We start from the raw sequence: 24,329 nt of genomic DNA, 5'->3' as shown, positions 1-24,329 counted from the left end.
CCTCTCGGGACAAAAACAGCGTCACCTGGAGGACAGCGCGAACCATCGACCTTCCTGGAGTGGGAGCAGATGTCCGGTGGCCGCCACCCCTTCTTTCCACCATCCGACGAGAAGCCTCGAGTGGGATTGGCCCCTTCGCGCCACCCTGCCTACGCAGCAGGGCGCGAGGGCGAACACATGGCGGATGTCTTCGATGTGGTGGTGATTGGTGGTGGGCCCACGGGAGAAAACGCGGGAGCTCGAGCCGCCGCGGCCGGGCTGTCCGTGGCCCTGGTCGAGCACGAGCTGCTCGGCGGCGAGTGCTCCTACTGGGCCTGTGTTCCGAGCAAGGCGCTGTTGCGTCCGGCGGAGGCGCTCTGGCTGGCGAAGCACTCGCCGGGCGCGAGGGAGACCATCAAGGGACCGCTGGTCGCCAGCGCGGTGCTGGAGCACCGCGACTCCATGGTCAACCACTACAAGGACGACTCCCAGGTGAAGTGGGCCGAGGGCGCGAAGCTGACGGTGGTGCGTGGCCACGGCAAGCTCACCGGCCCTCGCAAGGTGCGCGTCGAGGGCAAGGACGGCACCGTGCGCGAGCTGGAGGCGAAACGCGCGGTCGTGCTCGCGACGGGCAGCCGGCCGCGCATCCCGGACATCGCGGGGCTGAGGGAAGCCAAGCCGTGGGACAACCGCGAGGGCACGGGCGCGAAGCAGGTCCCCAAGCGACTGCTGGTGCTGGGCGGCGGTGTGGTGGCCGTGGAGCTGGCGCAGGCCTGGCGCTCGCTGGGCTCCGAGGTGACGCTGGTGGAGCGCGGCAAGGCGCTGCTGTCGCGCTTCGAGCCCTTCGTGGGTGAGCAGGTCGCCCAGGCGCTCCGGGATGAAGGCGTGAAGGTGATGCTGAGCGCGTCCATCGCCAGCGTGAGTCGCCCCGGAGGCAAGGGCGAGGTGACGGTGAAGCTCTCGACGGGTGAAGAGCTGAAGGGAGACGAGCTGCTGGTGGGCATGGGACGCGTGGCTCGCACGGATGAACTGGGCCTGGAGACGGTGGGCCTGAAGGCCGGAGAGTCAGTGCAGGTGGATGACCAGCTCCGCGCGAAGGGCGTGGAGGGCGGGTGGCTCTACGCGTGCGGCGATGTGAATGGACGCAATCTGCTGACGCACATGGGCAAGTACCAGGCGCGGCTGGTGGGCGACGTCATCGCGGGCAAGAAGACGAGCGCGTGGGCGGACACGAAGGCGACGCCGCAGGTCATCTTCACGCATCCGCAGGTGGCGAGCGTGGGCCTCACGGAAGCGAAGGCCCGTGAAGCGAAGCTGCCCGTGCGAGCCGTGCAGTACGATTTGGGCAAGGTGTCGGGCACGTCGCTGTTCGGTGAGAACCTGGGTGGCACGGCGAAGCTGGTGGTGGACGAGAAGCGCCGGGTCATCCTGGGCGCCACCTTCACCGGACCCGAGGTGGGCGAGATGCTTCACGCGGCCACCATCGCCGTCGCCGGTGAGGTGTCGCTCGACACGCTCTGGCACGCGGTGCCGTCGTTCCCCACGATGAGCGAGGTGTGGCTGCGCCTGCTGGAGGAGTACGGCCTGTAGCGCGCGAGGCACGCGCGGCGCTGGCGAAGGAGTCTTTCGCCAGTGCCCGCGGCACGCATGTGCGGCGCGATGAGGGAGCCACGTGACGACGGGCAGGCCGTTACATGGCGCCGCGCCCCCGGTCAGCCCTCGCGTCGGTCCCTGCTCGGCCGCCCGTTGAACACGTCCTTGCCCGGACCGCTGTCTCACGAGCCCTGCTCCGCATGACTGTCTTCAGGCGGGCGGGCTCAATCCCATACAGACCCAGGAAGTCTCATCCACGGGAGCGACCGAGCGTCCCACCCGAGACACCGCTCCCCGCTCGTGACGACGCGGCCTTCCGCATGTGCCGCCAGGTCAGTGAAACACCTTCCTCCGCGACGACACCGCACATCCCGGCACACCGAGGGTGACGACCTTCGCGCCACGTCAGGGCAGGCGGGCGGACCCGAGGGCGGAGATCCACCTCGGCCCTCCACACACAGGCCGTTGCCGGGCAGGGCTCCGGCGTGAAATGGTGAACACCTCCCCGCCCTCCCCGCCTCCTCGATGACCGTCGACGCTCCGGGGCCGTGCCGACACCACGGCCTTCCCCGCCCTTCGCCCGCCCCCCGAGTGAACGGGCCCGTCCACTCCCCTGTCCTCAAGCCCGGGAGCCCGGCCCCGTGACGACCTCATCCCAATCCGCGAGCGCGCTGAGCGACACCGCGAGCCCCGCGAAGTACACCTCCACGAAGTGGGCCCGCTGGCTCTGGTGGTTGGTGCTGGCCGTGCTGCTGGTGGCCGCCGTCGCCGTGGGACAGCACCCGCGCCGTGGCGTGGACTTCCGCGTCTACCTCACCGCCGCCGAGCGCTTCATCGAGGGCACGGACCTCTACCGCGTCTCCGACGGCACCATGCCGTTCAAGTACGCGCCGGTCACCACGCCCCTCTTCATCCCCTTCAGCCTCCTTCCCCCGCGACTGGCCGTCGCGCTGTGGAACGTCGGCTCCATCCTCGCGCTCGTGGCCGTGGCCCGCCTCACCCGCCGCTCGCCGCACGGCCCTGGCGAGGCCGCGCCATGGGCCTGGGCGCCCGCGCTCACCACCATCGCCCTGCTGCCCGCGTTCACCTTCGAGCTGTTCTACGGCCAGGTCGACGTCGTCATGCTGCTGCTCGTCGTCATCTCCGCGCTCGGCGCGGAGCGCGGTCAGGTGTGGCGTCCGGGCGCGGCCTTCGCGGTGGCCTTCCTCCTCAAGCCGCCCGCCGCGCTCATCGGCCTGTTCTTCCTCTGGCGCCGCCACTGGCGCGTCATCGGCGCCACCGCCGTGTTCGGCGTGGTGCTCTCGCTGCCCACCCTCGCGCGCTACGGCTGGGACGGCACCCTCACCCAGTTCCAGATGTGGAGCGAGACGCTCGCCCGCACCACGCCGCCCTGGGTGCTCAGCACCAACGCGCAGGGCCTGCCCACCCTGCTCATCACCCTGTTCCATCCGGGCTCCGTCGCCACGCCGCCCTCGTTCGCCATCACCCTGGCGCAGCTCGTCGCCATCGCCCTGTTCCTCGCGGGCGTGCTGTGGGCGAAGCCCGGCCCCGCGGATCTGCTGGCCCTGTGCTGCCTGGGCGTGACGCTCCTGTCACCGTTGGGCTGGCGCGCCAACTACGTGCTCGCCTGGCCGCTGGTGCGCGCCGCGACGGAAGGCCGCTTCCGCCCCAACCTCACCCTCGTCGCGGTCATCGCTTTCATCGGCACCGTGTTCTCCGACAAGGGCCTGGGGTTCGACTGGTCTCGCGATGTGCTGTTGATGCGCCCGTTCGCGCTCATCTACTCGGGGTTGCTGATCGCCATGCTGTGGCAGATCCGCCGGCAAGGCGCGCCTCTCGCCATGACCCATGGTGACACTCTCGCCCGTTTGCCTCGCACCCTGCGTGGCATGCGGGCGCCGTGACGCATCCGTCATCTTCCTGGCCTGAAAGTGTCACGGGGTCCGGACACCCCTGAAACATGGCGTCGCTATATGCGCGTCAGCCATGTTCGAAACGTTCGACAGCGCCTCTGATGTCGCCTCGGCGCGAAGGTTCGCGCTCTCCACCACGGCGTCCGTCGCGGTCTTCGTGCTCATCGGAGTCGCCGTCGTCTCCTTCGCCGGCAAGGTGCGCGACGTCATCCAGGAGAAGAAGGGCACGGACGTCGTCTTCCGTCCGCCCCCGCCTCCCGTCGTCGAGGTGAAGCCCCCGCCTCCGCCGCCGCCCGCGCCTCCCAAGCCGAAGCTGCCCCCCAAGGCCGCGCCGCCCGCGCTCGCCAAGGCGCCGCCTCCCACGGCCCCCCTCGTCGCGCCCGCGCCCATCGTCGCGCCGACGGTGGTGCCGCTCGACAAGCCTCCCGAGGCCGCCACGGAGACGGTGGCCGCCGCGCCCATCGCCGTGGGCGGCACCGGCGCGCTCGTGCCGGGTGGCCGCGTGGGTGGCACCGGGAGTGGCGAGGGCCTGTCTGCTGGGGGTGGCCGCGCGGCGCCCATCAACCTGCCGGAGTCGGCCACCGCGCCGGAGCCGCTCGAGTCCAACCTCATCCCCGAATACCCCTCCGAGGCCCGCTCCAAGGGTCAGGAGGGCATGGTCATCCTCAAGGGCGTCGTCGAGGTGGATGGCCGCGTCACCCAGCTCAAGGTCATGCGCGGTGACGAGCCCTTCGCCAGCGCGGCGCTCTCCGCCGTGCGCACGTGGCGCTTCAAGCCGGCGGTCGTCGAGGGTCGCCCCACCGCCGTCTTCCGCATCTTCAAGGTTCCGTTCCGTCTCAAGTCGTAGGCCGTCTGACTCACCCGCACCTGCCCCCCAGGAGCACATCGTCATGAACTTCAATCTTCGCGACATCTACAACCACATGGGCGTGTTCGCCCTGGGCATCGCCTGGACGCTGATGCTCTTCGCCGTCGCGTCGCTCGCCGTCTTCTTCGAGCGGCTGTTCGTCTTCTTCCGCTCGCGCGCCACCTCGCGCGCCTTCGCGGCTCGCGCAGGTCAGCTCCTCATGCAGCACCAGCACGAGGCGCTGGTGAAGGAGGCCGAGGCCACCAAGGGCAGCCACCTGGCCGTGCTGCTCGGCGGCGGCATGAAGGCGTTCCTGGCGAAGTCGAAGCTGCCCGCGGGCAAGCTGGGCCCGGTGGAGCTCACCCGCCGCGAGCTGGTGCGCATCAATGACCGCGTCAGCGCGGACGTGCGGCGCGGCATGTCGCTGCTCGCCACGGTGGGCTCGGTGGCGCCGTTCGTCGGATTGCTCGGCACCGTGGTCGGCATCATCGAGGCCTTCGCCGGCATCGCCAAGGAGGGCTCCGGCGGCCTGGGCGCGGTGTCCGCCGGTATCGCCGAGGCGCTCGTCGTGACCGCGCTGGGCCTGCTCGTCGCCATCCCCGCGGTGCTGATGTTCAACTTCCTGTCCACCCGCGCGGACGCGCTCCAGCTCTCGCTGGATGCGGCGCGCAGCGAGCTGATGGACCACCTGGAGGACATGCCGACCGACAAGCGCGGGAGCGTGAACAACGGCGCGGTGGCCACCGGACCGGAGACGGCGGCGCGCCGGGAGGGGCTCGATGTCCGCCCGGCGTAGCAGCATCACCCCGGAGATGAACGTCACGCCGCTGGTCGACGTGGTGCTCGTCCTCCTCATCATCTTCATGGTCGTCACGCCGCAAATCGAGTCGGGCGCGTCCGTGGAGCTGCCCGCCGCGACGAACCCGGACAAGGAGAACAAGGAGCTGGAGCCGACGACGGTGAGCCTGGCCGCCAACGGGTCCATCTTCATGGACCGCAAGGAGCTCAAGAAGGAAGCGCTGCTCGTGGAGCTCAAGTCCCTGCGCGAGAAGAAGCCGGACTCGCCCGTGGTGCTGAAGGCGGACCGGGGCGTGCGCTACTCCGAGGTGCGGGGCGTCTTCAAGAGCATGCAGGACCTGGGCTTCCCGGGCATCAACCTGCAGGTCGCCGAAAAGAAAGGCCCGTAGGAGCGCGCCATGGCATTCGACCTCGGAGGCGGCAAAGCGGGCGGACTCCGCCCGACGATGAACGTGACGCCACTGGTGGACGTGGTGCTCGTGCTGCTCATCATCTTCATGGTCGTCACCCCGCTGCTCACCAAGCAGATGTGGATGACGGTGCCCGCGAAGAGCGACAAGCAGGAGGAGCAGCCTCCACCCCCACCCGATGCACTGCCGCCGGTGGTGCTCACGGTGGACCGCGCGGGCGTGCTGCGCATCAACCGGGAGGAAGTCCCGCGCGAGCAGGTGGTCGCACGACTTCAGCGCATGCTCAACGCGCGCCCGGACAAGATTGTGTTCTTCGACGCGGGCGACGACGTGCCCTACGGCGCCGCCATGGAAGTGCTGGACCTCGCCCGGGGAGGCAATCTCACCGTGGGCGTGCTGCCGGACAAGCTCGCGGACTGATGTGTCCGCCTGGCGGCGGGTCGTGACCTCGAGTTTTCGATCCGCCGCCTGAATCGTCACAAGCCATTCATTCCAATGCCATGCGAGTCGCGTTGTTTAGGGCGCGACCGTTGGCAAGGAGAGCCGTGTTGTCTCGCGCAAGCCTTCAGCGCGCCCTCGTGGCAGCGCTCATCCTCATCACCTCGCCCGGGCTCGCCCTCGGTCAAACCCCTTCCCTTCCTGGCTCGGAGAGCACTCCGTCCGGCACGGAGACGCAGGTCGTCCCCCCCGTGACGGACGACCAGGCCCCTCCGTCCGAGGAGCTGCGCCCCGCCGCTCCCGGCATGGCGCCGGCCGCCGCTGGAACGACTCAATCACAGCCACCTCCGCCCTCTCCCACTCCGAACGCTCCGCAGCAGCAGGGCGCCACGCAGGCTCCCACCGCCACGCAGCCGAATGGCTCGCAGTCGCAGGCTCCCGCCACTCAGCCGAACGGCACGCAGACGCCGGGCGCCTCGCAGCCGAACGGCTCGCAGACGCCAGGCGCCGAGCAGGCTCCCGCCACCGCTCAGCCGAACGGCTCGCAGACGCCGGGCGCAGAGCAGGCTCCCTCCACGGTGCAGTCGCCCGACGCACAGCCTGTCGATGGGGCTCCCGCCACTGTGCAGTCGCCGGACGCACAGCCCGTTGAAGGCGAGCCCGCCACCGCGCAGCCCTCCGACGCCACGGCCGCCGATGACGAGGCGATGCTGGCCGAGTCCTCCACGCCGCCTCCGGGGTTCACGGGCATCCACGGCAAGGTCGTCGACGAGGCCAACCAGGAGGGCCTCATCGAGGCCACCGTGAAGGTCGTCACGGGCGCGCAGAAGCAGGCGCTCACCGACCTCGACGGCAACTACCGACTCGCGCTGCCGCCCGGCAAGTACGACCTGCGCGTCTTCTACGACGTGTACCAGGGCCGCCGCATCACCGGCGTCATCGTGACGCAGGGCAAGGCCACCAAGCTGGACGTCGCGCTCGGCGCGGACGTGGGCGCGGTGCAGGAGGTCGTCGTCGAGGCCCGCTCCGACCGCCGCGCCGAGGGTGCCCTCCTCCAGGAGCGCAAGAAGGCCGCCGCCGTCTCCGACTCCATCAGCGCCCAGGAAATCGCTCGCACCCCCGACTCCAGCGCCTCCGATGCCGTCAAGCGCGTCGTCAGCGCCACCGTCGTCGACGGCCGCTACGTCCTCTTGCGCGGCCTGGGCGGTCGCTACAGCACCACGCTCCTCAACGGCGCGCTGCTGCCCAGCCCGGAGCCCGATGAGCCCAGCGTCCCGCTGGACCTCTTCCCCACCTCCCTGCTCGCCAACCTCAACGTGGTGAAGAGCTACACCGCCGACCTGCCCGGCTCCTTCGGCGGCGGCACCCTGCTCATCGAGACCAACACCTACCCCACCCAGTTCGAGTTCAAGCCGCGCATCACCTTCGGCGGCGATACCGAGACCACCGGCCAGGCTCGCAACACGCAGACGGGCGGTGGTGGCCTGGAGTTCCTCGGCTTCCCCGGGAGCAGCCGGCGGCTTCCCAGCGCCATCCCCACGGACCACGCGCTCGGCAACGGCAACGAGTCCGCCGCCGAGCAGGAGCAGCAGTGGGAGAGCTTCAACAACGTGTGGAACGCGCGCAGCAAGACGGCGCTGCCCAACATGGGCCTGAGCGCGTCGCTCGGCGACACGCTGCGCTTCGACAACCAGCGCCTGGGCTACCTGGCCACCGTCAACTACGGCCACCGCGAGAACACCCAGTTCACCCAGTACAGCAAGGCCTCCTATGACCTGGAGGGCGACTTCGTCAGCTATGACGACGCGCAGACCCAGCTGGGCACGGAGGTCGCCAACCTGAGCGGCCTCGCCAGCGTCGGCTACCAGCTGGACCGCGACAACGAGCTGACCCTCTTCAGCCTCTTCACCCGAGGCACCGAGACGCGCACCACCACCAGCGTCGGCGTCGACACGCTCAAGGGTGACCGCTACGAGGGCAGCCGCCTCCAGTTCATCGTCCGCCAGCTCTCCTTCAACCAGCTCCGCGGCTTCCACCGCATCGGCCTCTTCGGCGACTCGGAGGTGGACTGGCAGGCCAACCTGTCCCGCGTGGACCGCGACGAGCCGGACACCCGCGACTCGCTCTACAGCGACAACCTGGGCAACCCGTCCGGCGGCATGTCCTTCCCCAACCAGGCCAACAGCGGCGAGCGCTTCTTCGCCGACCTGGGCGAGACGTCCTTCGGCGGCAGCGTCAACCTCACCGTGCCCCTCTCGGACCTGCGCCTGAAGTTCGGCGGCCTGACGCAGCTGTCCTTCCGCGACTTCCGCGCCCGCCGCTTCCGCTACGGCATCTCCCCCAACTCGGATGTCGACCGCTTCCTGCCTCCCGAGACGCTGTTCAGCGCGGAGTACCTGGGCAACGGCATGCGCATCCAGGAGAGCACCCGTCCGGACTCGGACGCGTATGACGCGTCGCTCGGCATCTTCGCCGGCTACGTCACCGCCGACTTCAAGGCCACGGAGGCGCTGCGCCTCATCGGCGGCGTGCGCCTGGAGAGCTCCCAGCAGGAGCTGACGGCGCTCAACCAGTTCACCGGCGTGGAGGCCTCCAAGAACGAGGTCAACTACCTGGACTGGCTGCCCAGCCTCAACGCCATCTACGCGCTCACCCCCACGGTGAACCTGCGCGCGGGCTACAGCTACACGCTGGCGCGCCCCACGTTCCGCGAGCTGGCGCCCTTCTCGTTCTACGACTTCGTGCGCCGCCGCAACATCTCCGGCAACCCGGACCTGGTCCAGACGCGCATCCACAACGTGGACGCCCGCGTCGAGTGGTTCACCGGCGACAACGAGGTGCTCGCCGCGAGCGCCTTCTACAAGCGCTTCCAGGACCCCATCGAGCGCGTCATCAACTCCGTGGGCTCCGGCGACATGAACTTCGAGAACACGCCGGCCGCCAACACCTACGGCCTGGAGCTGGAGGCACGCACCTCGCTGGGCCGCATCACCCCCGCGCTCCAGCCGCTGAAGCTGGGCGCCAACCTCACGCTCATCCAGTCCGAAATCGACCTGGGCTCGGTGCAGGGCCTGCAGACCAACGCCAAGCGTCCGCTGCAGGGCCAGTCGCCCTACGTCATCAACGTCAACCTTGGCTACGAGCGCCCGCAGAGCGGCACCGAAGTGGCGCTGCTCTACAACGTGTACGGCCGCCGCATCAGTGAAGTGGGCACCGACAACCTGCCGGACGTCTACGAGCAGCCGTTCCACCGCGTGGACCTGGCCGTCACCCAGCGGCTCACCCAGGCGACGCAGCTGAAGCTGACCGCGTCCAACCTCCTCAACTCCCGCATCACCCTTCAGCAGGGCGACATCGCCCTCGTCCAGTACCGCCCGGGCCTCGCGTTCTCCGCGTCGCTCGGCCTCTCCCTGTAGTTTCCCTCCCGAAAGGAAGTCTCGCCATGAAGCGCTTGTTTGCCTCCCTCTTCATCCTGTCCAGCCTTGTCATTGGCCCTGGCTGCGGCGACGACGACAAGAAGGATCCGATTGACCAGCCCCCCCCGACGCCCGACGCCGAGACGGTGGAAGTGGCGCAGGACATCACCTCGGACACGACCTGGAAGACGGGCAACACGTACGTCCTCAAGAAGTACGTCTTCGTCAACAGCGGCACACTGAACATCGAGGCGGGCGCCATCATCAAGGGTGAGCAGGGCAGCGCGCTCATCATCACCCGCAATGCGCGCATCAACGCGGTGGGCACCGCGGAGAAGCCCATCGTCTTCACGTCCTCCAAGGAGCCCGGGCAGCGCGAGGCGGGAAACTGGGGCGGCGTGGTGCTGCTCGGTCGCGCGAAGCTGAACGTGTCCGGCGGCGAGACGACCATCGAGGGCTTCTTCGCCACCAGCGGCAATGACCAGACCAAGTACGGCGGCCAGGACGACGCGCACAGCTGCGGCACCCTGAAGTACGCGCGCATCGAGTTCGCCGGCTTCGAGCTGGCGCCCAACAACGAGCTCAACGGCCTCACCGTGGGCGGCTGCGGCTCGGCGACGGACATCGACTACGTGCAGGTCCACAAGGGCCTGGACGACGGCATCGAGATGTTCGGCGGCACCGCGCCGCTCAAGCACATCGTCATCACGCAGGCGGACGATGACGCGCTGGACTACGACCTGGGCTACACCGGCAAGGTCCAGTTCCTCGTCGTGCAGCAGAGCCCTCGCGTGGGCGACCGCGCCATCGAGGCCTCCAGCCACAAGACGACGGCCACGCAGGAGCCCATCAGCATCCCCGAAATCTGGAACGCCAGCTTCATCGGCTCCAACGCGGACCCGGGTGGCAACCCCTCGCAGGAGGGCCTGGTGTTCAACACCGGCGCCGGCATCAAGCTGCGCAACGCCGTGGTCGCCTACTTCAAGGACCAGGCGGTCGACGTGGACGGCACGGCCTCCGCGGCGCTCTTCAACGAGCCGGGTGACTCGCGGCTGTCCATCCGCAACACCTTCTTCTTCGACAACGCCAACCTGAACGACACCATCCCCTTCGCGCCGAACCCGAAGGTGGAGGGTGGCGTGACGGTGGACCCGGACGTCAGCCGCTTCAACGAGGCGGAGAAGATTCTGGTCGCCGCCAACGGCGTGAAGACGCAGGACCCGCAGCTCACCGACGCGACGAACCTGACGGCGCCCAATTTCGCGCCGCGCACGGGCTCGCCCCTGCTGAACCCCGACAACGCGGCCACGCCGGGCGCGGGCTTCGACACCAGCGCGCGCTTCGTCGGCGCGGTGGGCACCACCAACTGGCTGGCGGGCTGGACGGCGTTCCCGGAGAACTGAGACTCATTGATTGAACCCGGTGCGCTCCGAGGAAGTTCTCGGAGCGGGCCGGCACCGTGGCCCGGCCGCGGGTCTCTACCGGAGGGGGGCTCTGGGGAGGCCTCGCGTCCGGGCCTCGGCTTTTCAGGAGAGAGGGATGGATGGTTTCCAACTGCGCGTGGGCCAGTCCATGAGGGAGTACCCATCCCTTTTGCCGAGCACCTCGCTACCATCCTCGGCGCATGCACACAGTCATGTTGCGGATATCCTCACCCTCCTTGGACGTGAAGACCCTGCTGGGTCGATTCCCTCAGCTCACCCCTGATGCCCTCTGGCAACGGGGGGAGCCGAAGCGTCGTCAGGGAGTTGAAGAGACCTCCGGCCTCTCACTCCTCCTGGCCGAGGTTTCCTCAGGAAGCTCCGCTGTCTTCGAGACACGCAAGACACTCGAGGCCCTGAGCCCCGTGCTCGCGGAGCTCCGGCGCCAGTCGGTTTCCTGCGTCGTGGACTTCGGGCTGTTCGTCGGCGGCGAAGCCCAGTTCACAGGCTCGGTCAACCTGCTCCCCGAGGACCTCGCGTGGTTCGCGGAGCGAGGTCTTGGCCTCTGCATCTCCGCCTACCCGACCTCGGATGAGGACAAGGCGTAGACCGCGCCCTTGCTACCCGGAGCCACACCCCGCATCACGCCGTGGGCAGCACGCCGTTGCCCTCGTGCGCGACGGCCAGGGCTTCCGCCGTGGCGCCCTCCGCGAACAGGGACGCACCCGCGGACGGACGCACCTTGGGCGGACGACCCCGGCGCTTCGGCGCGTTCTCATCGTTGCCATGCTGCGTGGCCACCGGCTCCGCGGCGACGCCCTCCACCTTGGCGCCCTTGCGCACCGGACGCGGCAGGTGGATGGCCTCCAGCTTCGTGTTCAGCTCCGGGTTCTCCTCGGAGAAGACCCGCGCGTACGCGAGCGCGCGCTGGCCCTTCTGCAGCAACGCGTCCTGGCTCTCGTGCAGCGACTGACGCGCGGCCTCCAGCGCCGCCTGCGCCTTCGCCACCGCCTCCGCCTTCGCCCTCACCTGCGCCGCCGCGTCCTCCAGCACCTCCCCGCTCATGTCCGGGAAGCGCACCTCCGCCAGCTCCGTGGTGAACAGCTCGAGCAGCGCACGCAGCGCCGGGGAAATAGGGTCGTTGTCGTTCGAATCGAACATGGCGGGCCTCCTGGCTCCTCGCGATGGGGAGACCATCTGCTCACGTGTTCAGTGTCAGATCAAGAGGGTACGCTGCCGGGCCGGAAAGTCGGCCCCGTCCGCGTTTTCTCCCACACACCGCCGGCTGACGCTTCGTTCAGTGCCAGCGGCTCCGGCTCAATCCACGCGGACCAGGGACGCTTCGCGCAGCCCCTCGTTCGCGCCGATGTCCACCGCGAGGTAGTGCCGGCCCACGCCGTCGAACGTCTCCGGAATCGCGCCACCACCGCCGGAGATGAACGCGGGGATGCCCGCATTGGTGAAGGAGTAGTACGAGTGGATGTGGCCGTAGAGCGTGAGGTCCACACCCTCGCGCGCGAGCTTGCCCACCAGCCCCGCCGACTCGCCCCGGTTCGCGAAGCCGCCACCCCGCAGGCCCACCGGATCCTGCGGCGGCACGTGCATCGACACCACATGCGTGCCCTGGCGCGACGACGCAAGCCACCCTTCGAGCTGCTCCTCGACGATGGGGTCCAGCGTGCCGTTGCTCGAGTCCATCACCGTGAAGCGCACGCCCTGGAACACGAAGCTCTGGCTGCCGCGCCCCACCAGCGCCGAGTACTCGTCCCCGTCATTGGAGATGATTTCGTGGTTGCCCAGCGTCGCGTACAGCGGAATGGGCGAGCCCTCCTCCAGCCGCGCCTGGAACTCCAGCAGCTGCTCGCGCGTGCCGGTCTCCGTCAGGTCTCCGGAGAAGAGGATGAAGCGCAGCGAGTCATCCTTCGACAGCCGCGCGTAGATGTCCCCCACGCGAGGCAGCGCCTCCTGCACGTCCGCCAGCGCCGCGAAGCGGAAGGGCGCCGTGGAGTCCCAACCCGGAGGCGCCACGCGCAGCTTCGCCACCGCGCCCGGACGCAGTCCCACGCGCCACGCCTTCACCGTGGGGAGCACCTGCGGCACGGACTCCACCGCCAGCACCTCGCCGTCCTCCAGCTCCGCGAGCAGCTCCGCGCCCGGCATCGCGTTGCGCACCGTGAGGACCCACTCCGACGTCGCGTCCGCGTCCAGCGTCGCCCGCGCCGTGAGGACCGGGGCATTGCCCCACAGCGTCACCTCGCCCGAGCCGACACTCCGCACCGCCGCGAGGCCGTCCTCCACCTCCAGCGACAGCCCGCCACCCTCGGCGCGGCCCACCTTCGAGTCGCGCACCGCCCGGTTCTCCGCCGGCCGCAGGCACCCCGTCATCAGCAGCGCCGACAGCACGCCCATGGCACCGATGCGAATCACTCGTCACCTCCCAGCGCATAGACGAGCGCCAGGCGCCCGACGAGCGCGCCGCTCGCTGAAAACTCCCCGGCGACGCCCCAGGTCTCCGTCAGGAGCGCGCGCGCCCGGAGCCCGAAGCTGCCCACCACGCCTCCGCTCAGCGTGCGCACCCCGCCCGCGAAGCCGTCCTTGCGGTGGTCATAGAAGAGCATCGCCTCGCCCTTGAACGGTCCACCGCCACGCCCCAGCCACACGCCGTAGCCGAAGCTGTAGAGCAGCTGCGAGTGCAGGTTCCCGTCACTCACCGGGCCCGGGTAGCTATAGCCCTGCAGCGCCATGCCGATGCTCGCCTCCGCGAAGGAGCCTGCCAGCGACGGACTCACCCGCGACATGGCGTAGCGGCCCCGGAAGCCCACGTCGCCGCCGATGACGGTGAAGCCCTCCGTGGGGAAGCGATGGAACAGGCCGAACAGCTCCGCGTCCAGCGACGAGCCATCCGAGCCCGCGCGCCGACGCTCCGGCTCACCGAGCAGCCGATACGCACCGCCCATCCGCACCTGCGTGTTGCCCTCGTTCGGGGAGAGCCGCGCGGTCGCCTCCAGCTTCACCTCTTCGAAGCGGGCCACCGCGCCCAGCGACACGAAGTGGTCGTAGTCGAACGCGGTGTCGCTCACGTACTGGTAGCCCATCTCGAACTCGAGCGGCGGCAGCGAGGACGCGGGCACGCCCGGGTCGAACGCCGGTGACGCCACCGAGTAGAGGTTGGCGATGGCGGAGATGCCGAACACGCTGAAGCCCGCCAGCGTCACCGCGTACAAGGGAGCGATGGTGCGCCGCGAGGCCCCCGTGAGCGCGATGGGCACGCCACCCAGCGCGATGAGCCCCAGCCCCGTGCCCTCCAGCGCGAACAGCCGCCTCGCGGTGTGCCCGTCTCCCGCCAGCGCGGGCGCGAGCCCGTGGAACAACAACCCCGGCACCACCGCCACCGCCGCGGGCACCACCTTGAACGAGCGCGACGAGTCCAGCAGCGCCTGCGTCGACGCGGGCACCGGAGACAGCGGGCTGTTGGGGACACCGTGCGGAGTCAGCGGCGCGGGCATGCCCATGGGCGCGTCGGCCGCGCTCGCCGTCGACGCGGGCGCCAGCAGCTCCGACGACGGGCTCGCGGGCTCGCCTTCGGGATGGGCGGAAGCGACTTCCGGCGACGAAGCCTCGGCGCCCACCGGCTCGCCCTTGGACATGAACAGCCCCGGCGACGCGGCGCGCCACTCCGGCGCGGGAAGCGGCGATTGCATCCCCAGGTCGGGCATCGGCAGGGACGCATCCGGCATCCGGGGTCGTCGGGGCGTGCCCACCGTGGCGCGACCTGGCAGGTCCCTCGGGATATCCGAGCCACCCAACTGGGGACTCCTCGCCAGCAGCTCGAAGGCGGACAGCGGCTCCGGGTCCTGGGCCTGGGCCCGGCCGGGAAGGACGAAGAACGCTCCCACCAACGCCAGGGCGAGAGGCCATGAGCGGGGGGATTGCGCGGACAGCATCGGCTTCGCCTCGTTTCTCCGGAGAGAGCCACGCCGCCCTCGTCCGCCGGCCTGGGGGGCCGTGCCCGCCTACATAACCGCGCTACGGCCTCCCGCAGCGCGGTCGTCCGTGAAGAAATGTGAAGTGAGCTGACAGTCACGCCGCTGTTTCAATCCAACCCACTGGAATCACTTGGGAACTTTACGACATTGCCCCGGACCCCGGACTATCTACTCCCTCGACGAATCATTCTGAGAACCGGTGGCCCTCAGTCCGAGAACGACCCAGGCCATGGCAATCCGAGGCGGAACAGGGCCCCTGGAGCGTGGATCACCCAGCCGGAGAGTGCTGCAGCCCGCTTGGAGCGGCAGATCGCACCGTCCTCACCGAAAACTTCGCGTGCGACGCGAGCCCGTTCCGGGACTTTCAGAAGAACAGGAGTATGCTCAGTCTTTCACAACGTCCTGACCTGGCCTTGTAATCGTGGCGGATCCGACTCCCCAGCACTTCGGCAAATACGTCCTTCTTTCGAAGATTGCCGCGGGAGGCATGGCCGTCACCTACCGCGCCCGGATGACTGGGGCCGCGGGCGTTACGAAGCCCTGCGTCATCAAGCAGATCCTCCCCCACTTCGTGGATGAGGCGGACTTCGTCGAGATGTTCATCGGCGAGGCGCGGCTGGTGGCCAGCATGAGCCACAGCAACATCGCCCAGGTCTTCGACTTCGGCGAGGTGGACGGCCAGTACTTCATCGCCATGGAGCTGGTGCAGGGCCAGCCGCTCTCCAAGGTGCTTCGCCGGGCGGCGCGCGCGGGCATGGCGTGCTTCCCCGAGGCCCTGGCGCTGCACGTGGCGAGCAAGCTGTGTGACGGCCTGGACTACGCGCACCGGCACGTGGGCGAGGACGGCGTGGAGATGGGCCTGGTGCACCGGGACGTCTCTCCGGACAACGTCCTCATCTCGTACGAAGGCGAAATCAAGGTCATCGACTTCGGCATCGCCAAGGCCACCAGCGCGGTGGAGGCGAGGACGTCGCCGGGCACGCTCAAGGGCAAGTACCCGTACTTCTCCCCGGAGCAGGCGCAGGGCCGACAGGATTTGGACGCCCGCACGGACGTGTACGCGGCGGGCGTGGTCCTCTACGAGATGGTGTGCGGCAAGCGTCCCTATGAGGGCGAGTTCGTCACCGTGCTGCCGCGCATCCTCACCGGCGACTGCCTGCCGCCGTCGGCGCACAACCCGTCGGTGAGCCCGGACCTGGAGACGGTCATCTCCCATGCGATGTCCCTGGAGCGCGAGTCGCGCTACCAGACGGCGAAGGAGCTGAGCGAGTCGCTGGTGGAGCTGCTCTACCGCGACAACCCGCGCTTCACGCCCGCGCTGCTGTCGCAGCTCATGGCGTACCTCTTCGCCGAGGAGCTGATGGCGGAGGGCCGCAAGGCGGAGGTGTCGCCCGCGTTCAAGGAGCAGATTTCGCTGTGGCAGCTGGGCGCGGTGGAGCCCTCCGCGGGCCGCGCGAGGCCCCTGTCCTCTGGCAGTGGCTCGGTCAGCAGCAGTCCGCGCGCCTCCAGTCCGGGCCTGCGCTCCAAGCCGGGCAGCGAAAGCGGTGTCAGGCCCCCGAGCGACGGCGCACGCAGGTCCGCCGGCAGCAGTCCGGGGATGCGCAAGGTGACGAGCTCGGGCAGCATCCGCCGCGCGACGAACACCGGCATCCCCCGCGCGGAGACCACCGGCTCCGGCCGCAGGCCCGTGACGAGCGAGCGCCCGGGGCCGCCGGTGCCGGAGCTTCCGGACGAGCCGGACACGGACTCGGCGGACATCCTCAAGACCTTCATTCCCACCGTCGTGCCCGCCGCGCTGGCCACCCTGGCCGCGCCGCTGGACACGCCCGTGGAGACTCCCGCCGTCACCGGCCAGTCCCTGGCGACGCAGCCCGCGGGCGTCTCCAGCATGGGCCGGACGTACACCGGCACGGGCTACCGCACCGCGGCGGACGAAGCGCGGGAGCTGCTGGCGAAGGAAGAGGCCGAGCGCATCGCGAAGCAGCAGAAGGCCGTGAAGACGATGACGCTCTACGTCTTCGGCTCGGCCATCGTCATGCTGTTCATCGCGCTCTTCTACCACTTCGTCGTCAGGTCGGACGCGCCCGACGCCTCGGCGTCCAACGCCGCCACGCTGTGGCTCGCCTCCAAGCCTCCGGGCGCCAAGGTGAAGCTCAACGGCCGCGACGTCGCCGGCGTGACACCGCTCATGGTGGAGGGCGTGCTCGTGGGCGAGGCCAACACCCTGGTGCTCACCCTGCCGGGCCACCTCGCCTGGACACGGCGCTTCACGCCGACGTCCATGATGATGGAGCCGATGAACGCGGAGCTTCAGCCCCTCGTCACGCCCCCGACGCCCCCGCCCGTCGTCGAGAAGCCCGTCGCCGAGAAGCCCGTGGAGGCAGCGCTTCAGCCCGTCGCCGTGGCGGCGCCGCTGGACGACGGCGGCACTCCGGTGGCGGCCGACTCGGGCGTAGCGGCCGTGGCGGGCACGACGGCCGGCGAGGACGATGACGACCCTCAGCCGCTCGTGGCCCGAGGGGAGAAGAGCCAGGCCGAGCGCGAGCTGAACGAGGTGGACTACCCCACGCGACTGCTGGTGCTGCGGCCCATGTACAACGCGGCGCCCATCCCCGAGTACGCGACGGCCACCATCGACCTGAATCCGGCCGTGTCCTATTCGGTGTGGACGCAGGGCTCCGCGTCACTGGCCGAGGGCCGGGGCACCGCCTCCGGGACGCTGGTCTACTTCGCCGAGGGCGACGGCCCCGTGGATGGCAGCTTCGGACTCTTGAGCGCGTCCACTCGCACCATCAAGAACGCGCGCAAGCTGCACGTGTTCGCGGTGGACGACAACGGGCCGGACGACAACAGCGGCAGCATCCGCGTCGTCGTCCGGCAGTCCGCCTACGTGCCGCCACGCTCGCTCACCTTCGAGGCGAAGGAGCACGCGGTGCAGCTCAAGCCCGAGCACCAGGTGGTGCTGCGAGGCCTCAACCCGCGCTCGACCTACCTGTTCACCGTGCGGGACGACTTCGCGGAGCTGCGCTCCGGCGCCAACGGCCGCGTGCGGCAGGTGCTCTGCATCGAGCGCGGCACGTCGCCGTCCTCCGTCCGCGCCACGCACCGCGTGCTGGAGACGGGCAAGCGCTACCAGGTCACCGACACCGAGGACCTGCGCTGCTTCTTCCCGGACTCGAAGCGGAGCGACAACCAGGGCGCGCTCGAAGTGGACGTCGTAGATGCCACCGCCCTGTCGCGGAAGGACCGGGCCGCCGCCATGCGGGGCTCTCGCCGCTCGGAGCGCTGAAGGGCTCGCGCCGCTCCGAGCAGGCTGGCGGACAGGCCCTCTGTCCTCCTCACGCCCCACGAGCCTGCGCGGGAGCCCTGTCCGGACGTCTGGCCTCTCGCGCTTCATCCGTGACTCGCGGTGGATACCCTCACCTCATGGGGTTGAAGGCGCGAGGTGAGGACAGCTTCCCGCCGTAAGGGCTATCGGGGGCCGCGAACGCGTCGGCCCGGCTCGACAAGACGGGAAAGGCACGTGGGCGCGGAGCCGAGGAGGGCACCGGGCCCACGAGTCTATTCAGCGTCCTCTCGCGCACGCATCAACGCCCCAAGCTCGGTGTCCCCCGCGAAGGGGCTGCGCTCCAGCGCCGCGATGACGGCCTGACGGTCCGCCTGTCCCTTGTTCTGGCTGAGCTTGAACTTGCCCTCCAGCCGCGTCACCCGCAGCTCGAAGGCCACGATGCCGCCCAGCAGCCGATTCACATACTCCTGGGACTGCTCCAGGGTCCACGGCCGCTCGTTGCCCGCCTCGTAGCGCGCGGCCGTCTCGCGGAGGATGCGCAGCACTTCGTCCGCCGCGTCGATGACCTGGGGCCGGCCATACACATGCACTGTGGCGTAGTTCCACGTGGGCACCTGCGGCGCTGTCGCGTACCAGGTGGGCGACACATAGGCGTGCGGCCCCTGGAAGATGACGAGCACGTCCCGCTCCGCCGAGAAGGCGCGCCACTGGGGGTTGGGCAGCGCCATGTGCGCGAGCAGCCGAAGCGCTCCCGACGCATCGTGTTCCACGAGGAAGGGCAGGTGCGTGGCGAAGGGCGCGCCGTCCTCGCCCACCGTCACCAGCGTGGCGAAGGCATGGCGCGTCATCAACTCCAGCAGGCGCCGTGCGTCCCGTTCCTCGAAGTGGCGAGGGATGTACATGTCCCCTGCGTCCCTCGGGTCGCCAGCACGCGTCAACGGGGTGCTTAAGAACTCCGCAAGGTTTGCCCCCTAGCTTGAAGGCTGGGCGCAGGGCCGGCCACGCGCTCCGAAGTGTCTCTCGGGAGTACACATCCATGAAGCTCAAGGCAGGTTTGCTGGCGACGGCGCTGTTTGGCGTGGGCTGTGGCGCGGAGAAGGACGCGGGCATCACCGAGCAGCAGTCCCAGCTCGCCGTGGCATCGGCCGTGGGAGAGGCGCAGGCCGCGGACGTTCCGCTCGGCGCGCGCTTCCTGGAGGGCCTCCCGTTGGAGGTCCGCCGCTGGGAGCATGAGGGTTACCAGTGCGACGCGGAGCCGGAGACGGCGAAGGTCGAGGTCTGCGGGCAGAGCTTCCCCTCGGAGCTGCACCTGTCCTGGACGGACTGCCAGGCGCGCCCCCGGGGCCGTGGGGGCTGCGGATGGGACCGTCCCCAGCCTCCTCCTCCCGACAGCGGGACGCCGACGTCGCAGCCGACGGGAGAGGGCCCGCGCGGGGAGCGCGCCGACGTGGTGTCATCCGGCTCGGTGGACGTGGTGACGGCCATTGCGCCCGTGGAGGAGTGCGCGGAGGACGCGCCGCTGCGCTTCGAGCAGCAGTCCACGCATGACATCACGCACACGGCGACGGACGGCCAGAGCGCGAAGATGACGGGCAGCATCGCCTCTGTCTCCGTGCGCGTGCCGGGTGAGGAGACGCTCAGCCGCACCGTCAACTTCGACACGACGCGCACGAACCTGGATGCGCAGGGCACGGTGGTGGACAGCGTCCACCTCACGGGCACACTGGAGGAGACGTTCGACCCGGAGGCCGCCGAGCCCACGAGGACGAGCCACGGCACCCTCACGGCGACGCTCGCGGACGGCAGTGTCTCCACCGTCACGCAGTTCGGCATCGTGCGCGTGCCGCCCTCCGTGTGCGCGTGGCCTATCGCCGGCTCGCAGCAGCGCACGCTGGCGGATGGCACCACGCACACGCTGGTCTTCGGTCCGGAGTGTGGACAGGCCACGCTCGACGGCGAGGCCCTCACCCTGCCCTCGCGGCCCATGGGCCCTGGTGACGGGGGCTTCGGCGGCAAGCGCCCCGGTGGTGGCCCTCCGCCGCGCGGCGGACCGGGTGGTGGTGGCGGCGGGCGCTGAGGAACTGAATCACAGCTCCTGAAACGACACGGGGCGCGGTGCCTGAATCGGCGCCGCGCCCCGTGAACTTCATCGGCCACCGAGCCCGAAAGCCCGGTGGACTCGCTGACTCAGATGTCCAGGTTCTGCACGTCCAGCGCGTTGCGCTCGATGAACTCGCGGCGCGGCTCCACCGCCTCGCCCATCAGCAGCGAGAAGATTTCGTCGCTCTCCACCGCGTCCTCCACCCGCACCTGGAGCAGCGTGCGCGTGAGCGGATTCATCGTCGTGTCCCAGAGCTGCTCCGGGTTCATCTCGCCCAGACCCTTGTAGCGCTGCATCCCCAGGCCCTTCTGCGCGTCCTTGCGCAGCGCCGCGTGGACCTCCTGCACGGAGAACGCCGTCACCTGCCCGGCGTCCACCTTCACGCGGTAGGGCGCGTCACCCAGCGACTTGAAGGAGTCCCGCAGCGACACCAGCTCCTGGTACTCCGGAGACGACAGGAACGTGTGGTCGAACACCGTCGCCCGCATGGCGCCATTCACGTCCGTGCGGAACACCAGCCGCTTCGTCTGGTGCTCGGGGTCCGTCTCCACTTCGTGCTTCACCCGGCCCAGCACGTCCGGCATGCGCCGCTCGAACTCCGAGTGCGCACCCTTCACCGCCGCCGCCAGCGCCACGTCGTCCGCCAGCATCTCCGGCGTCAGCCGCGCGCCCTGCACCACCGCGTCCACCACCCGCGCATCGCGCCGCTTCGCCTGCTTCTCCAGCCGCTCCTCGTAGGTAATCACCTTCTCCAGGAGGGCCTTCAGGTCCGCGCCACCCACCTCGCCCGAAGGCGTCAACACCCGCCCGTGCTCCGTGGCGATGTTCAGCAGGTACTCGTCCAGCGCGCGCTGGTCCTTGACGTACTTGTCCTTCTTGTTGCGCGTGACTTTGTAGAGCGGCGGCTGCGCGATGTAGAGGTAGCCCTTCTGCAAGAGCTCCGGCATCTGCCGGAAGAAGAACGTGAGCAGCAGCGTGCGGATGTGGCTGCCGTCCACGTCTGCGTCCGTCATCAGGATGATGCGGTGGTAGCGCGCCTTCTCCGGGTTGTAGTCCTCCGGACCGATGCCCGTGCCCAGCGCGGTGATGAGCGTGACGATTTCGGCGCTCGTCAGCATCTTCTCGAAGCGCGCCTTCTCCACGTTCAGAATCTTGCCGCGCAACGGGAGGATGGCCTGGTTGCGCCTGTCCCGCCCCTGCTTCGCGGAGCCACCTGCGGAGTCACCCTCGACGATGTACAGCTCGCTCTCGTGCGGATCGCGGCTCTGGCAGTCCGCGAGCTTGCCCGGCAAACCGCCACCGTCCAGCACGCCCTTGCGTCGCACCGTCTCACGCGCCTTGCGCGCGGCGAGCCGGGCCCGACAGGCGTCGCCAATCTTCGCGACGATCTTCTTGCCGACCATCGGCGTCTCTTCGAGGAAGGTGCCGAGCATTTCATTCACCATCTGCTCGACCAGGCCCTTCACCTCGCTGTTGCCCAGCTTCGTCTTCGTCTGGCCCTCGAACTGGGGGTTGGACACCTTCACGGAGATGACGGCGGACAGGCCCTCGCGGGCGTCCTCGCCCGTGGGCGTCTCCTTGAGGTCCTTCCAGATGCCGCTCTTCTCCGCGTAGCTGTTGAGCGTGCGCGTCAGGCCCGCCTTGAAGCCGGACAGGTGGCTGCCGCCGTCCTGGGTGTTGATGTTGTTGGCGAAGGTGAAGACGCGCTCGTCGTAGCCGTCGTTCCACTGCATCGCCAGCTCGAGCGCCACGCCATCCCGCTCTCCCGAGAAGGAGATGGGCTTGTCGTGCAGCACCTGCTTGGACTTGTTGAGGAACTCCACGAACGAGGAGATGCCGCCCTCGAACTTGAAGTCGTGCTCCTTGTTCGTGCGCTCGTCGCGGATGGTGATGTGCAGCCCCGCGTTGAGGAACGCCAGCTCGCGCAGACGCTGGCTGAGCGTCTCGAAGTTGAAGTCCACCGTCTCCATCACCTGGGTGTCCGGCTTGAACGCCACCATCGTCCCGCGCTTGTCGGTGGTGCCGACCTCCTGCGGGTGCGAGTTGGGGACGCCCCGGGCATAGGACTGCTCGTACACCTTGCCGGCGCGCTGGACGCGGACCTTGAACCACTCCGACAGGAAGTTCACGCAGGTGACGCCCACGCCGTGCAAGCCGCCGGAGACCTTGTAGGCCCCGTTGCCGAACTTGCTGCCGGCGTGCAGCTCCGTGAGGACCACTTCCAGCGTGTCCTTGCCCTTGAACTTGGGGTCCGGGTGCGGACCCACGGGGATGCCGCGCCCGTTGTCCTGGACGCTCAGCGAGCCGTCCACGTGGATGATGACCTCGATGTCCGTGCAGTGGCCCGCGAGCGCCTCGTCCACGGCGTTGTCGACGACCTCGTAGACGAGCTTGTGGAGCCCGTAGGTCATCGTGTCGCCGATGTACATGCCGGGGCGCTTGCGGACTGCTTCCAGGCCCTCGAGCTTGGTGATGCTATCGGTCCCATACTCCATGGGCAGGGGAGCGACCGAGGCACCGGTAGCGGGGGTCTTTTCCATGTGATGCTGTCCTTGGAAAAAGGAGCCTTGCAACAGGGCTGTGCCTACCATCTCGAGGCACACTGAACAAGAGTAACGAGCCCGCGCAAAGCTGCGTAAATATTCGTGAAAATCGCTTGGCCGCCCCTCGGGGAGGCGGCCCCCGGAAACCGGGAGGTCAGGCGTCGAATCGCGACGGTGGGAGGCGGTCCTCCAGCGCCGAGATCAGCTCTTCGAAAACAGCCTTGCGGGCGAAGAGATGCCGGGTGACGAGCACCCTTCCCTCCTCCTTCAGGAACAAACCGAGCACGTTCCCCCTCTTGCCGAGCCGGCGCACGGAATCAATCTGTCCCCAGTGCAACTCCAGCTCCCGGGAGCTGAAGGGGCGGGCCACGCGGACGCCTCGCGTGTCCAATGAGATGCCCCAGCCGGCGCGAGGTCGCAGGCGGTGGATGGCCACGAGGAAGGCGAACATCAGGCCCGCCGTCACGCCCGCCCGGGCCATGTCCTGGATGCCCCCGCTGTCCCGGGCATTGGCCAGGGCCCAGGCGGTCAGCACCGCCAGGACACAGGCTCCCAGGAAGAGGCCGATTCGAGTGGCGCGAGGGTCGAAGGCGTAGAAGCGCGGGCTCGTCATGAGTGCCCGCGCACCCTAGCCGTCCTGGAGGGCTCGCGCGCGGTTTTGAGCACGCCGTTGTTCGCCGTCCGGCGTGGGCCGCCTACGCTGTACCCGTCCCATGACCGATGCCGAACTGAACGACCGATTGCGCGCCAACGTCATCGCCTTCAAGCACCTCCAGCGCGAGCGGGGCCTGCTGCGCCATGGAGGCGCTCCGGGGGTGGACGCCTTCGCCCTGCCCGGCTACCCCGGCGAGGTCCACTTCCAGCAGGCGTACTTCACGACACCCCAGGCGCTCGCCGAGGGACTCCCCGCCCTGGAGGCCTTCTACCGGGGCCTGGGCATCCCCTCCTGGCGCGTGGCGGTGCTCCCCGGGGACGACGAGGGCTCCCGGGTGCTGGGCGCCGCTGGCTACCGCCCCGACTCGCGAATCCCGGCCATGGGCATGGCCCTGGCGGACGCGCCCGACGTGCCGCCCACGTTCCCCCTGGTGGAGACGCCGGAGCAGGACGAGATGGTGGACCTGAACATCCGCGTCTGGGGGAAGTGGGACGACATCCTCACGGTGTGGAAGCAGCCGCCCCGGTTGCCCGTGCGCACGCTGGTGGCGCGCGAGGCGGGCAAGCCCCTGGCGTGCGGCTTCTCGCTGGACGTGGGGGACACCGCGGGCGTGTACATGGTCGTCACGCTGCCAGAGGCCCGGGGGCGAGGGCTGGCCGCGGAGGTGATGCGCGGGCTGCTCACGGGCGCCCGACAGCGGGGCCTCGCCGCCTCCGTGCTCCAGGCCACCGAGCTGGGCCGGAGCGTGTACCTCAAGCTGGGCTACCGCGAGCTGGGAGACTGGGTGAACTGGATGCGGCGCGCCGACTAGCGGCAATGCCGGTCAGTTAGGGCGGGGGCGTTTCACCCACTTCTTGTCGTAGTTGCTCATTTTTATCTTTACGACTCGTGGGTAGCGCCTCTCGCTCCTTCGTTCCGGGAGTAGAAGCAGTCCCAGGTG

The 24,329-nt window shown here is 69.3% G+C and carries 18 protein-coding genes; 12 read left to right on the top strand and 6 right to left on the bottom strand.

Annotated features, from left to right (window positions below; genetic code table 11):
* Positions 1-177: 177 nt before the first annotated feature.
* The 9 genes from LZ199_RS44980 (at position 178) to LZ199_RS44940 (ending at position 11,423) form a co-directional block, all read left to right on the top strand.
* Complete coding sequence (locus LZ199_RS44980) at positions 178-1,569, top strand: dihydrolipoyl dehydrogenase family protein (RefSeq protein ID WP_254000011.1); 1,392 nt, start codon at positions 178-180, stop codon at positions 1,567-1,569.
* A 644-nt stretch (positions 1,570-2,213) separates the two neighbouring features.
* Positions 2,214-3,476, top strand: coding sequence for a glycosyltransferase family 87 protein (locus tag LZ199_RS44975; protein ID WP_254000010.1), 1,263 nt, complete (start codon positions 2,214-2,216; stop codon positions 3,474-3,476).
* An 82-nt stretch (positions 3,477-3,558) separates the two neighbouring features.
* On the top strand, positions 3,559-4,332 hold the full coding sequence (locus tag LZ199_RS44970) for an energy transducer TonB (RefSeq protein WP_254000009.1): 774 nt from the start codon (positions 3,559-3,561) through the stop codon (positions 4,330-4,332).
* A gap of 43 nt (positions 4,333-4,375) precedes the next feature.
* On the top strand, positions 4,376-5,128 hold the full coding sequence (locus LZ199_RS44965; protein WP_254000008.1) for a MotA/TolQ/ExbB proton channel family protein: 753 nt from the start codon (positions 4,376-4,378) through the stop codon (positions 5,126-5,128).
* Complete coding sequence (locus LZ199_RS44960; protein ID WP_254000007.1) at positions 5,112-5,519, top strand: ExbD/TolR family protein; 408 nt, start codon at positions 5,112-5,114, stop codon at positions 5,517-5,519. The genes LZ199_RS44965 and LZ199_RS44960 overlap by 17 nt, the downstream gene beginning before the upstream one ends.
* Positions 5,520-5,528: 9 nt before the next feature.
* Positions 5,529-5,960: an ExbD/TolR family protein gene (locus LZ199_RS44955; RefSeq protein WP_254000006.1), complete on the top strand. Its 432-nt coding sequence runs from the start codon at positions 5,529-5,531 to the stop codon at positions 5,958-5,960.
* A gap of 80 nt (positions 5,961-6,040) precedes the next feature.
* A complete protein-coding gene (locus tag LZ199_RS44950; RefSeq protein ID WP_254000005.1) occupies positions 6,041-9,394 on the top strand; it encodes a TonB-dependent receptor domain-containing protein in 3,354 nt (1,117 codons plus the stop codon).
* 26 nt (positions 9,395-9,420) lie between these two features.
* On the top strand, positions 9,421-10,797 hold the full coding sequence (locus LZ199_RS44945) for a hypothetical protein (protein WP_254000004.1): 1,377 nt from the start codon (positions 9,421-9,423) through the stop codon (positions 10,795-10,797).
* A 443-nt stretch (positions 10,798-11,240) separates the two neighbouring features.
* Positions 11,241-11,423 (top strand): hypothetical protein, encoded by a 183-nt coding sequence (locus tag LZ199_RS44940; RefSeq protein WP_254000003.1) that lies wholly within the window; start codon positions 11,241-11,243, stop codon positions 11,421-11,423.
* Positions 11,424-11,457: 34 nt separating this feature from the next.
* Here the strand turns inward: LZ199_RS44940 and LZ199_RS44935 are convergent, their stop codons facing one another.
* The 3 genes from LZ199_RS44935 to LZ199_RS44925 form a co-directional block, all read right to left on the bottom strand.
* Positions 11,458-11,976 carry a hypothetical protein gene (locus tag LZ199_RS44935; protein WP_254000002.1) on the bottom strand — a complete coding sequence of 173 codons (519 nt, stop codon included), beginning with the start codon at positions 11,974-11,976 and terminating at the stop codon, positions 11,458-11,460.
* Positions 11,977-12,132: 156 nt separating this feature from the next.
* Positions 12,133-13,233, bottom strand: coding sequence for a metallophosphoesterase family protein (locus LZ199_RS44930; protein ID WP_254000031.1), 1,101 nt, complete (start codon positions 13,231-13,233; stop codon positions 12,133-12,135).
* A gap of 5 nt (positions 13,234-13,238) precedes the next feature.
* Positions 13,239-14,759 carry a hypothetical protein gene (locus LZ199_RS44925; protein WP_254000001.1) on the bottom strand — a complete coding sequence of 507 codons (1,521 nt, stop codon included), beginning with the start codon at positions 14,757-14,759 and terminating at the stop codon, positions 13,239-13,241.
* A gap of 463 nt (positions 14,760-15,222) precedes the next feature.
* Between LZ199_RS44925 and LZ199_RS44920 the strand changes: the two genes are divergently transcribed.
* Positions 15,223-18,090, top strand: a complete 2,868-nt coding sequence (locus tag LZ199_RS44920; RefSeq protein WP_254000000.1) for a protein kinase domain-containing protein — start codon at positions 15,223-15,225, stop codon at positions 18,088-18,090.
* 272 nt (positions 18,091-18,362) lie between these two features.
* Here LZ199_RS44920 and LZ199_RS44915 read toward each other — a convergent pair whose 3' ends face one another.
* The gene (locus tag LZ199_RS44915) at positions 18,363-18,992 is read right to left on the bottom strand and encodes an FMN-binding negative transcriptional regulator (protein WP_253999999.1); all 630 of its coding nucleotides are present in this window, start codon (positions 18,990-18,992) and stop codon (positions 18,363-18,365) included.
* 134 nt (positions 18,993-19,126) lie between these two features.
* Between LZ199_RS44915 and LZ199_RS44910 the strand changes: the two genes are divergently transcribed.
* Positions 19,127-20,167 carry a hypothetical protein gene (locus tag LZ199_RS44910; protein ID WP_253999998.1) on the top strand — a complete coding sequence of 347 codons (1,041 nt, stop codon included), beginning with the start codon at positions 19,127-19,129 and terminating at the stop codon, positions 20,165-20,167.
* 110 nt (positions 20,168-20,277) lie between these two features.
* On the opposite strand, the gene gyrB is transcribed toward LZ199_RS44910, so the two are convergent.
* The gene (gene gyrB, locus LZ199_RS44905) at positions 20,278-22,731 is read right to left on the bottom strand and encodes a DNA topoisomerase (ATP-hydrolyzing) subunit B (protein WP_253999997.1); all 2,454 of its coding nucleotides are present in this window, start codon (positions 22,729-22,731) and stop codon (positions 20,278-20,280) included.
* Positions 22,732-22,888: 157 nt separating this feature from the next.
* Positions 22,889-23,347 carry a hypothetical protein gene (locus tag LZ199_RS44900; protein ID WP_253999996.1) on the bottom strand — a complete coding sequence of 153 codons (459 nt, stop codon included), beginning with the start codon at positions 23,345-23,347 and terminating at the stop codon, positions 22,889-22,891.
* A 100-nt stretch (positions 23,348-23,447) separates the two neighbouring features.
* Here LZ199_RS44900 and LZ199_RS44895 point away from each other — a divergent pair, with 100 nt between their 5' ends.
* The gene (locus LZ199_RS44895; protein ID WP_253999995.1) at positions 23,448-24,200 is read left to right on the top strand and encodes a GNAT family N-acetyltransferase; all 753 of its coding nucleotides are present in this window, start codon (positions 23,448-23,450) and stop codon (positions 24,198-24,200) included.
* The last annotated feature ends 129 nt before the right edge of the window (positions 24,201-24,329 follow it).

Origin of the sequence: Myxococcus qinghaiensis (assembly GCF_024198215.1) — a bacterium.
Classification (GTDB): Bacteria; Myxococcota; Myxococcia; order Myxococcales; family Myxococcaceae; genus Myxococcus; species Myxococcus qinghaiensis.
Note: the sequence above shows the minus strand (reverse complement) of the source record. Positions and strands in the feature narration are given on the sequence as shown.